This window comes from Pseudoalteromonas atlantica (genome assembly GCF_043641955.1).
GTDB lineage: Bacteria > Pseudomonadota > Gammaproteobacteria > Enterobacterales > Alteromonadaceae > Pseudoalteromonas > Pseudoalteromonas atlantica_A.
Map to the genome: position 1 here is coordinate 303,093 of NZ_JBHZRV010000003.1, position 11,075 is coordinate 314,167.

The 11,075-nt window shown below is 40.3% G+C and carries 8 protein-coding genes; 1 reads left to right on the top strand and 7 read right to left on the bottom strand.

The annotated features are described in order from the left end of the window. Nucleotides 1-4 precede the first annotated feature (4 nt). Nucleotides 5-1,177 carry a multidrug effflux MFS transporter gene (locus ACHUE3_RS08830; RefSeq protein WP_394192123.1) on the bottom strand — a complete coding sequence of 391 codons (1,173 nt, stop codon included), beginning with the start codon at nt 1,175-1,177 and terminating at the stop codon, nt 5-7. Nucleotides 1,178-1,372: 195 nt separating this feature from the next. Between ACHUE3_RS08830 and ACHUE3_RS08835 the strand changes: the two genes are divergently transcribed. After that, nucleotides 1,373-1,846 (top strand): hotdog fold domain-containing protein, encoded by a 474-nt coding sequence (locus tag ACHUE3_RS08835; RefSeq protein WP_394192124.1) that lies wholly within the window; start codon nt 1,373-1,375, stop codon nt 1,844-1,846. Here ACHUE3_RS08835 and ACHUE3_RS08840 read toward each other — a convergent pair whose 3' ends face one another. The 6 genes from ACHUE3_RS08840 to ACHUE3_RS08865 form a co-directional block, all read right to left on the bottom strand. Beyond that, nucleotides 1,847-2,338, bottom strand: a complete 492-nt coding sequence (locus tag ACHUE3_RS08840; protein WP_394192125.1) for a bactofilin family protein — start codon at nt 2,336-2,338, stop codon at nt 1,847-1,849. Then, on the bottom strand, nt 2,328-3,476 hold the full coding sequence (locus tag ACHUE3_RS08845) for a M23 family metallopeptidase (RefSeq protein ID WP_394192126.1): 1,149 nt from the start codon (nt 3,474-3,476) through the stop codon (nt 2,328-2,330). Before ACHUE3_RS08845 ends, ACHUE3_RS08840 begins: the two co-directional genes overlap by 11 nt. A 153-nt stretch (nt 3,477-3,629) precedes the next feature. Next, nucleotides 3,630-4,943, bottom strand: coding sequence for a fumarylacetoacetase (gene fahA / locus ACHUE3_RS08850; RefSeq protein ID WP_394192127.1), 1,314 nt, complete (start codon nt 4,941-4,943; stop codon nt 3,630-3,632). A 119-nt stretch (nt 4,944-5,062) separates the two neighbouring features. After that, the gene (gene hppD / locus ACHUE3_RS08855; RefSeq protein ID WP_099294524.1) at nt 5,063-6,109 is read right to left on the bottom strand and encodes a 4-hydroxyphenylpyruvate dioxygenase; all 1,047 of its coding nucleotides are present in this window, start codon (nt 6,107-6,109) and stop codon (nt 5,063-5,065) included. A 299-nt stretch (nt 6,110-6,408) separates the two neighbouring features. Beyond that, a complete protein-coding gene (locus ACHUE3_RS08860) occupies nt 6,409-9,141 on the bottom strand; it encodes a metallophosphoesterase (RefSeq protein ID WP_394192128.1) in 2,733 nt (910 codons plus the stop codon). Between the two features lie 208 nt (nt 9,142-9,349). Then, nucleotides 9,350-10,843, bottom strand: coding sequence for a peptide MFS transporter (locus tag ACHUE3_RS08865; RefSeq protein WP_394192129.1), 1,494 nt, complete (start codon nt 10,841-10,843; stop codon nt 9,350-9,352). Nucleotides 10,844-11,075: the final 232 nt, after the last annotated feature.

Sequence of the window (11,075 nt, forward strand, 5' to 3'; positions counted from 1 at the left end):
AGGCTTATGATGTGCGCTGTCTAAAAAGAAGATAGCAAAAAGGTATCAGCAATAAAAAGTGTACGCTAATTAATTGCGGAGTCGATAAATTAAGAAGTTGCGTTAGAAATACCAGTAAACTTGCACCACTCATTTGCATAAGTCCAATTAAAGCAGATGCAGTTCCCGCTTGCTTTGGAAATATACTCAGTGCTCCTCCAGCAGCAGAGCCTAATGTTAAAGCAAAGCCAAATGCCGCAATAAACATAGGTGCCATTAATGCTAAAGGTGTTTTTAAAGTACTTAACAGTATCATCAAACAACCTGAGCCAATGAGTATTAATAAACCAGACTTTAACGCCTTATTTGCATTTTTTTTAATAAATACAGGCATGGTAAAGCTTGCAAAAATACTCAGAACAGCATTTATCGTGAACCAGAAAGTGAAATCAGCAACGCTTCCGCCAAGCTCTGTAATAAGCCAGCCTGGTGCGAGTGTTACAAATACCAAAATTGCAGACATGGCTACCATGCAAATTAGGCTATTAAATAGAAAAATAGGGGTCGTAATTATTGGAATAAAACGTCTCAAGTCGAGAATATGGCCATCGTAAACACTATCAGCAGGGCGGGTTTCCTTAAATAGTAGTAAGGTAACAATAAGACCCAGAAGCGCAAAGCCAGCTAAAAATAGAAAATTCATACGCCAGCCAAACTGAATTGTAAGCCAAGCACCTAAAAGTGGGGCTAATGCTGGGATAAAACACACAATACCATTTAAATAGGTGATCATTTGTCCGCTTCGCTCACTGCCAAACCTATCTCTTACAATTGCAAAGGCCACTACAAAAGTTGCACACGCTCCAAACCCTTGTATGGCACGTGCTATTAACATGGTATTGAAGTTTGGTGCAAAGTAAGCGCCTAAAGAAGCTAAGCCATAAAGGCATACGCCCACGAGCGCAACAGGTTTACGGCCAAATTTATCTGCCAGTGGACCCGCTATTAACTGCCCAAGCCCTACCGTTAGCATAAAAATAGCCACCGTTTGCTGAACCTGTTTTTCACCTACTTGAAACTGCTGTGCAATTGTAGGAAATGCAGGTAGATAAATATCAATTGCCAGAGGGCAAAAAATCACAAGAAGAGCAAGTATCAGTAGCAGGTTAATAGTATGTTTGGACTTGGGTGGGTACATTCGAACTCCTTTAAAACAACATTTTAAGTGCCTTACAGGTAAAAGGAAAGCACTCTATATTGTTAAGAGTAGAAAACACCTTAAGTGAGTATTAAATTAACAGTATGCTTAATAAAATGTGATGTTTTTTAGCTTTTTATAACTGGTCTGATGTGTTAGCTTTGGTATTAATAAAATATTCGCATGAGAAAAATAATGAGTGAACAATCCTCAGTCTTAAAAACATGGTTAAGATTAAAGAACATGCCATTTGGTAATTGGTTATTTACTAAGGCTGTATGTTTTAAAGCGCCTTATTTTGGCTCGATGAAACCATATATTTTGGACTTGAAAGAAGGCTATTGTAGCGCAGTAGTGAAAAATAGGCGCAGCGTACATAATCATATTGGTACTATCCATGCTATTGCACAGTGTAATTTGGCTGAGCTTTGTGCCGGTGTTATGGTTGACGCAACCGTCCCATACAAAACCCACCGGTGGATCCCCAAAGGAATGACTGTGAGTTATTTAGCTAAAGTAGATACTGACGTTACGGCAATTGCAGAAATACAAATGCCAAGGCAATGGTTAGATAAAGAAGACTTAGTGGTGCCGGTAAGGCTTTATAACACTCGCAACGAGCTAGTTTTCAGCGCAGATATAACAATGTACATTACAAAAAAGAAATAGTTATTTTGTTTTTTCTGCGGGTTGTTTATTGAAAAATGACAAATCACTGTCGCCGGTGTCTAGTACGGAAGTGAGATCAGGTTTGTCATTGTCAGCGCTCTTCAGCTCGACAGTTTCTGCTTCATGGCGTTGCTTTAAGTTTCCTTCAATCGTAGCGCCAGCTTCGATACTAAGAGTATCTTGATATATATCGCCATGTAATTCTGCGGTTTGTTCAATGATAACTTTACCCGCATTGAGTGAACCGATGATCTTGCCTTTTACAACAACACTGTCAGCAATGACGCTACCTTCAACAACGCCAGTTATGCCAATAACTAATAAGCTAACACGTACATCACCATCTACTCGACCATCGAGCTGAACTTCGCCTTGGCTGGTTAAACTGCCAGTGAGACGCATATCTTCAGAAATAATAGAAGGTGTGTGATTAGTTCTTTTTAATTGGTTACCAGTTAAACCAGTATTAGTTTGCTTTTTTTTACCGAACACGAGCGAGCGCCTTAGTAATTTTAACAGGGTTAACATGCTTATCATTGAGTAACACTTCGTAATGCAAGTGAGTACTTGTGCTTCGGCCAGTACTGCCCATCAAGCCAATTACGTCATTTTTAGTGACCGTTTGCCCCTTCTTAACTTTAATTTTATTAAGGTGGCCAAACCGCGTTACAAATCCATTTTTATGTTGTAACTCAATAAAGTTACCATAACCGCCGTTACGACCAGCGCGTAAAACTGTACCATCAGCAGGTGCGAAAATTTCGGTTTTATGCCAACCAGCTAAATCAACGCCTTTATGAAATGCTCTGCGACCATTCATTGGGTCTTTACGTAAACCGTAGCTGCTTGAAATATAATAATCTGCGGCAGGGAGAGATTGCGGTAACTCATTAAGTAAGCTTTCAAGGCTATTAAGCAGTAATAATTTATCAGCGATGGCTAAAAATTCACTCGGAATTTTTGATTCATCAAATACATTAAGTGGGCCACCTTGTGCTGAGTCATTCGTATTAATGGGTAGTCGACTTGAAATGGCATCATCAATACCCGCCACTTTAAGTGTTGCTAAAATACGTTGTTGTCGGTTTTCTATGTGCGCTTCAAGTGCGGTAAAATTGTTTTGATACTGCTCACTTAAAAGGGCGAAACGTTGTTCTGCTGAATAGCTGTTTAGGTGTGCTGTATTTTTACCACTGAGGGGGTCATCAACAAGAGGTTCATGAAAATCACCTTGTTGCTTTTCTTCAATTTGAACTGCTTCACTCTCGGCTACTTTGCTAATAGACTCAGGTAATGACTCAATCATGCTTTGCAGTAAAGCATGCTTTTGCTCAAGAGCTGCTAATTGCTCTAATTGCTTTTCATGTAATGCTTGTTGAGTTTGCTGTTGTTGTTGCCATTGTTGCTGTTTTGTTATTTGGCTTTTTTCAATGTCAGAAATTTTATTCGTTTGAGAGTAAACGTGAGCGGTTGTTGTCACCAGCCACACTGTGGCTGCCAAAATAGTTAAAACAATTGAAATTTGTAACCAAGGCGCTAAAACCACATGTTTAACCTCGCCATTTTGACGGATCAATAGTTGTCGGGTAGGAAATAGTTTGTGGTAAAAAGACTTAATAAATACTGACATGGCTCATAAATACTGGCTATTAACCGGTCCAAGATAGCAATTTGAGATAAAAAAGCCAGAAAAAAATTGTAATTCTTACTCATTTTTATGTAAAAAGCGCCCAGTTGGGCGCTTTGATTTGTTAACTATTTATTAAAAAGATTGGTTAATTAATCACTTAGCTGGCAGGATTGTGCCTTCAACTGAGCCAAAGCCAATTCGTGCAAAACCTTCTTTTTCACACCAACCACGCATGATTACATTATCGCCATCTTCTAAAAAGCTTCGCTGCTCACCATTGCTCAAGGTAATCTTCTCTTTACCACCACGAGATAATTCAAGTAATGAACCTGCTTCTTCATGAGTTGGACCTGACTGTGTTCCAGAGCCAAGCATATCCCCTGGCATGAAGTTACAGCCATTTACAGTGTGGTGAGTAACCATTTGCGCTACTGTCCAGTATGAATGCTTGAAGCTAGACTTAGATACTTGCTCAGGTGTGTGCTTTTCATCACGCATTTTTTGCGTTTCGATTTGTACATCCATTTGAATATCAAATGCGCCTTGTTCACGGTTATGTGAAGACTCAAGGTAATCCATAGGTTGAGGATCATTTTCATCGCGTGTCCACGATGTTCTATAAGGAGCAAGCGCTTCAGTAGTTACAATCCAAGGCGAAACGGTAGAGGCGAAGTTTTTCGCAAGGAAAGGCCCTAAAGGTTGGTATTCCCATGCTTGCAAGTCACGTGCAGACCAATCATTGAAAACGCAGAAACCAAATACGTGGTTTTCAGCATTTTCGATAGCAATCGCATCGCCAAGTTCATTGCCTTTACCGAGGTAGATACCTAGCTCTAGTTCATAATCCAAGCGTTTACACGGACCAAACGATGGCACTTCTGCATCTGGCGCTTTAGTTTGGCCATTAGGGCGATGGAAAGCTTGTCCAGATACATCGATTGATGATGAACGACCATGGTAACCAATTGGCACCCATTTGTAGTTTGGAAGCAATGGATTATCTGGGCGGAATAAGCTACCTACGGCTGTAGCGTGGTAAATTGACGTATAAAAGTCAGTGTAATCGCCAATACGACACGGTAATGCGAATTCAATATCTGCTTGGGCAATTAAAGCTTCAGACAATAAGGCTTGCTCCGAAGCACCTTCGCGAAGTGCCTTTGAAAGCGCTAAACGCAGTGCTGACCAATACTGTTGGCCCAGACCCATAAACTCATTCAGTGTAGGTTGGCTTGCCGCTGCAACAGCAGTTTGCGCATCACCTGAAAAAATAGCTAATTCGTTTACTTTAGCAAGGTCTATAACTTGATCGCCAATGGCAACAGCGCCACGGAAAGCCTCGTTGCTATTTTTGCGGCGAACTTCTGCAAATGGTAAGTTTTGAATCGGGAAGTCACTATTTGCAACGTTGGCTGATGCAACCCAGCTGGTTAAATTAATATCGTGAGTTTCGTTAATGAGGCTCATACTCTTTCCTTATGGTTCGCGCTGATTTGGTGGATACAGTAGTATATGGAGACAATCAGCACAAATTTAAACGACAAAAAGCAGCGAATTCGCTGCTTTTTAATTTTATATTGAACGACTTATAAAACGCCGCGACGTTCTTGATCGCGTTCAATTGATTCAAATAGTGCTTGGAAGTTACCTTCACCAAAGCCACCATCATCAACACGTTGGATCATCTCAATAAAGATTGGACCAAATAGGTTTTTAGAGAAGATCTGTAGTAAGTAACAGTCTTCACTTTGGCTATCTACCAAAATTTGATGCTCACGGATTTTTTCTTTGTCTTCTTTAACCCACGGTACACGGTCAAAAATTGTTTCGTAGTACTCAGGGATAATATCAAGTGTTGCAATCGTTGATTTATCTAACTTATCAAGCGAGCTTACAAGATCATCAGTCAAAAATGCTAAGTGTTGTACACCTGGGCCATTGTATTCACCTAGGTATTCATCAATTTGGTTGTTATCGTTGCCTTTACCTTCATTGATTGGAATTGAGAAGGTGCCACATGGCGATTTAAGTGCATAAGATAACAATGCTGTTTTTTGGCCTTTAATGTCAAAATAACGTACTTCAGTGAAACCAAATACGTCTTTATAAAAGTTAGCCCATGTTTCCATTGTGCCTTTATAAACGTTATTAGTTAAATGATCGATACGTAAGAAACCTTTATCAGCAACCACATTTTGCTCAGCTAAATCTTCAAAGTCGTTATCGTAGATAGAACCGTCTTTACCAAATTGTTCGATGAAGTAAATTAGGCTATCACCAATACCGTAGATTGCCGGGTAAGGTAAGTCTTTATGTGTTGAATCTGTTGCTGGTTTTGCACCGCGTGCTACAGCAGTTTCGAATGCGTGTTGAGCGTTTTCTACGCGCCAGCCCATTGAGCAAATTGCAGGGCCGTGACTTTTAGCAAATTCTGCTGAAAAACCACCACGTTCGTTATTTAGTAAAAAGTGAATATCGTTTTGGTTGTAGTAAACGATGTCTTTACCTTTAAATGTTTTTAACTTAGAAAAACCAAAATCGGTAAATACTTTATCCATGTAGTCAGCATCTGGTGTTGCGTACTCAGTAAACTCGATACCAACTAAGCCTAGAGGGTTCTTTTCATCACTCATTTCAATTCTCCCGCAATTAAGCACTGCGTTTAGTGTTGTTTAATGAGTGGGATGATTAACCATAAACGTGATGAGGGGAAGAGGTTGCATTTATTTAGCCCAGAGCCAAATTGTAAATTAAATGGGACGGCATTTTTTATACCCGATAGCTTTTGAGTTGTCTGCCTTATGTTATGAGCACATGTTTAATGATGTCATGTGATTTTAAGGTTTAAGGTTTTGATTTTTAATCCTTTCTATGTGATGTGAGTCAGGTAAATATGAGAGGGCCTTCCCTTATTCGCCCAACTCAACTGTAATCAATTGTTTACGCTAGCTCTGTTTTTGTTAAAGAATTGACTGCGTTGCTGAAGCCATAAGTTAGGCTTTATAACAGGAGCACTTTGATAATGGCGTTTTACAGCTTCATTTAACTGGCGGGTTGACTGGGTAAATGAAAGAGATTGTGTTGCTTCGCCAAGCGATGCGATTTCATTGTCAGTCATAGTACGCCCAGCGAACAGCATGGCGTTTAAAAAACCTGCTTCGGTCTCATAATCGTTTTCTGTGAATAACAGTGCAGCTTGATTGATTGCCCAGCGAGCGTCAATTTCACCTTCATCTTTTATCCCAACAAGCTTGCCGTTGATATATATTTTTAATACGCCATTGGCCGGCGCGGCATAAAATACAAACGCAATGCGATTCCATTCATTACTATTTAGCTCACCAAAGTAGCCGCTATCAGTGGTTGTTATTCCGATGCCATTACTTGTATTGTAGTAAAGCTCAGCATCAGTGAGGTTTGTTAAATCTGTTTGTAATAATGAACGCCAGCTTTTGTCGCTGTATTCAGGCCATAAAACATCCATCACTAATGTATAATCGGAAATAAGGTTTTGTTCCTTAAAGTCGCCATTAGCGGGTGTGTTGGGTGTTAATGTAAAGCCTTCTGTTGGGCTATGACGTGCAAATGCCATCACACCTGAAGGGCCTTCCTTTAGATCTGAAATGTTCAATTCGGTAGTTGTTTTAAACTGTGTTTTCTCATCACCCCAATTATCAGATTCAGGGTCGTAATAATTCAGTACAGCTGGGCCGGTGTCTGCTATCAATGGCGTTTCAGGGTTATCAAAGTTCCAAATAGTGATGCTGTCATCAACTTTACATGCACTGAGTACTTCATCAACATCAATATACAAGCACTGACTGGTCCGAAAGCGCGCGTAATTATCAAGAATGGCCCAAGCTTCAGCCAGTAAAGTTGGATCATTTAAGGTCACATTACCAAAAAATAAATCGCCATTAAAAGCCGGCCCTTTATGTAAGGCTACCGTATATAGTTGAGTGTCCGAGACGCTCTCTGGTGCTATGTAAATCCATTCAGGCACAGCTGTTGCCATTACTTTGAGGTCTGAGCCGCTCACCGTTACTTGATATATAGCATTAAAACCAGATGTATTAGAAGGCTGTCTTTCGACTTGAAATACATTATGAAAATCTTCCTGAGTCAGGGTGCCTGGGGTCCAACGATCTTGTACTTGAGTTGGATCGAACAACACGGCGTCTATATTCGAAAATTGATGTTGTGTAGCGAGCCCTGTTATTTGACTGAGCTCTTTAACAGTTGGAAAGTTTTGTGAAAGAGCTATCTCTGTTTGGGCATCTGGGGCATATTTACCCATGATCATATCAACTTCACGCTGAGTGTTGGTATCAATTGTTGAAACTGACGTTGTAGCAACCGTGTTGTAGTCTATATTTTTTACCGTTTTTGCTTGGGCATCAAATGTTAATGTTAAGTCTGTTAACCCTTGCGCGAAAAAATTGGGTTGTATAACAATGGTCCCGTTATCTAGTTGTTGATAACTTTCGCCACCGTGAGTATGTCCGCCTAAAACTAAATCAATGCCCGGAACATTCTGTGCAACACGTACATCTGACCCTTCGCCTAAATGGCTTACCATAACCATATAGTCTACATCTTGGCGGTATTTGTTGACCAGCTCTTGTGCGACATCCTGCCATAGCCAATTCATTTTAAAGTTAGCGATAAAATCAGGGATAGGATCAGTTTCAAGTGGTTCATCCAGCTCATTCCAAGGCACTGAAGTCATACCAAAAAAACCTACTTTTAAGCATCCAACTTGGACAACAGAGAAGTCAACTGCGTCAAACGTTGTATCGGGTGCACCTTCATAGGTTGTGTTACTGGCTAGCACTATTGCGTTTTCGTCACTTGCGTAATCGAGCAGTTGTTCGGGTCCCCATGCATAGTCATGATTGCCAACAACTCTGACATCAAAAGCCATTGCTTTAATTGCCTCAACAGTAGCTTGTCCCATTGATGTTTGCTCTGCAACGGTCCCTTTTTCGTAATCATCACCACCATTGGTAAATAAAGTGAAAGGTTGTTCTGCGATGGCAGCATTGTAATAGCCTTTAATGCGACTAAAATATTGTTCTTTAAAACCAAAACGAGCATGCAAATCTGCAACATGGATGAATCGCAACATTTGCTCGCTTTGATTATCAACACATTGCGGTCCTATTGTTTTTGCAACTTGTGGCAAAGTTCGAGATTGCACGGCAAAAGTCCCAAATGCTGATATTTGTGCACTGATCTGGTTTAAATTAGTTGTTGTGCTTGCCAATGGCTGCCAAGATTCATCTACGAGCTGAACAAGAGTATAAGCTTGTTGCTCTGTGGCATCAGGTACCGTAATAGTGACTGTTAGTGGGCTAGTAAATACGATGTCGCTGGGTGTAAAAGTATAAAGGGGTGAGACAATATTAAGTGTCTTATTAGCCTCATCTACATCCATTTTACTAAAAATAAAGCTGGTATCAGATGATACCGCATTGGCTGGTGCACTTAGCTCTATGAGATCATTATCAAAGCTTTCAGAGAGGCCTGATTCAACTGAAATGATTAAGTTTGATTCACCAACTTCAAAGTTAGTCTCTTTTTTAGAACTATCTCCGCCGCACCCACTTACTAACATGAGTAATATGCTTACACTGAGCAACTTACTATTAGAAAAAAAACTCATAATATCCATTTAACCACTAAGTCTAATAATCCAATGATAGCAGTAATAAATGCGAGGTTATAGGTACTTTATACAGAATATATTAACGCGGAAATAACATTGGCTAAAAAAGGGGAGGGAATAAAATAGGCAAGATATTACTATCTTGCCTACTTGGGAACTAAAGTTGATACGAGGGTATCAATTTATAAAAACTGAAGCTTTATTTTCAAACGTTGTTTTCAGTTAGCCCTTGTTTTTCCCAGATTTTAGCCTTAAAGCTCATAAGCACTAATATAATACCTACGCCTATGCTAAATAGTGCAATTTGTAAGTAAAGGTAAGGAATTTCTTCCATGTTATTTGGATCAAAACCACCTGCAAGCAATCCAGCGATGATGTTACCGATAGAGTAAGTTAATACAAACACCCCCATCATTTGGCCAGAGAAACGCTTTGGTGACAAACGGCTTACAGCACTTAGTGCTACAGGGCTTAAGCAAAGCTCACCAACTGTATGCAAAAAGTAGGTTGTAACTAGCCAGTATGGCGCTACTTTTAAACCTTCTGCAGCGTAATGAGCAGCCATAAACATCACTAAGAAACCTGAAGCCATGATGATTAAGCCAACCGCGCATTTTACGCTGTAAGAAGGAGAGATCATTTTTTTAGATAAATTAATCCATAGCGCCGCAAAAAACGGTGACAGAACAATAATAAAAATAGCGTTTAGTGACTGGAACCATGCGGTTGGGATTTCAAAAGAACCAATTAAACGGTCAGTGTAATCACGTGCAAATAAGTTTAGCGATGAGCCAGCTTGTTCAAAGCCCGACCAAAAACACGCTGAGGCAACACACACTAAAAAGAGTGCCCACATACGACGCTTCTCAGCTTCGTCTAGTTGACCCTTGAAGTAAATGATACCGAAGTAAGCGAAGAAAATAAGTGTGAATGCGATTGCAACGTAGCCAGCTATAACAACAGGATCAATGATTAGGTGGCCAGTCATTGCAGCTGCAACGATTGATGCAACAACGATTATAAAAGTAGCGATACCAAACCAAGCACGTGTAATACCTCTTGCACTTAGCGGGTTAGCTGGCTGAGCACTGTTACTCGGCAGGTGTTTGGTCGTTAAATGATATTGAATAAGACCAATACCCATACCCACAGCAGCAGCACCAAAAGCCCAGTGCCAGCCTACATTTTCCATGAAGTAACCACACACATAATAACCGATGATTGAGCCTAAATTGATGCCCATGTAGTAAATTGCATAACCACTGTCACGGCGCTCATCTTCACTGCTGTAAAGCAATCCGACCATAGCACTGATGTTTGGTTTTAGTAGACCCGTACCCGTAGCGACAAAAACGAGACCAATGAAAAATGAATATTCATGCGGAATAGCCAAAATAATATGGCCGATCATGATTATAATACCGCCATACCATACAGCTTTTTGGCCACCAAATAAGCGGTCAGCTAGCCAACCACCGGGTAAACCTAAAAAGTATACTGCACCCGTGTACAAACCATATATTGCTGCTGCAGAGGCGACAGTAAAACCTAGTCCTTCTTCTTGCAAGCTAGCGGTCATGAAAAGTACTAATAAGGCACGCATGCCGTAGTAACTCATTCGCTCCCACATTTCAGTGAAGAACAGTGTTGAAAGTCCTTTTGGATGGCCAAAAAAGCCTCCAGTTGAAGATGAACTCATATTTACTTCCTAACTTATATTATTATTGCGGCCTTATATTTATTGCTTTATTCGTTCGTGCTTAAGCACTTTTTGAACGGGCGGCCATGAATGTTTTCTAATGCAGCTAAGGTAATGGTTTGCTAACTAAGCGATAACTTAGTGGTAAGAGTCACACCCTTATCCTAGCTACAATTGCGGGTAAGTATACATAGACCTTATGGTCAGGGGAAGTGATTGCGATAGTTAGTAC

Coding starts and splice junctions, on each gene's coding strand:
- ACHUE3_RS08830 (WP_394192123.1), bottom strand. CDS start 1,177: ATGTACCCACCCAAGTCCAAACATACTATTAACCTGCTACTGATACTT.
- ACHUE3_RS08835 (WP_394192124.1), top strand. CDS start 1,373: ATGAGTGAACAATCCTCAGTCTTAAAAACATGGTTAAGATTAAAGAAC.
- ACHUE3_RS08845 (WP_394192126.1), bottom strand. CDS start 3,476: ATGTCAGTATTTATTAAGTCTTTTTACCACAAACTATTTCCTACCCGA.
- fahA (WP_394192127.1), bottom strand. CDS start 4,943: ATGAGCCTCATTAACGAAACTCACGATATTAATTTAACCAGCTGGGTT.
- hppD (WP_099294524.1), bottom strand. CDS start 6,109: ATGAGTGATGAAAAGAACCCTCTAGGCTTAGTTGGTATCGAGTTTACT.
- ACHUE3_RS08860 (WP_394192128.1), bottom strand. CDS start 9,141: ATGAGTTTTTTTTCTAATAGTAAGTTGCTCAGTGTAAGCATATTACTC.
- ACHUE3_RS08865 (WP_394192129.1), bottom strand. CDS start 10,843: ATGAGTTCATCTTCAACTGGAGGCTTTTTTGGCCATCCAAAAGGACTT.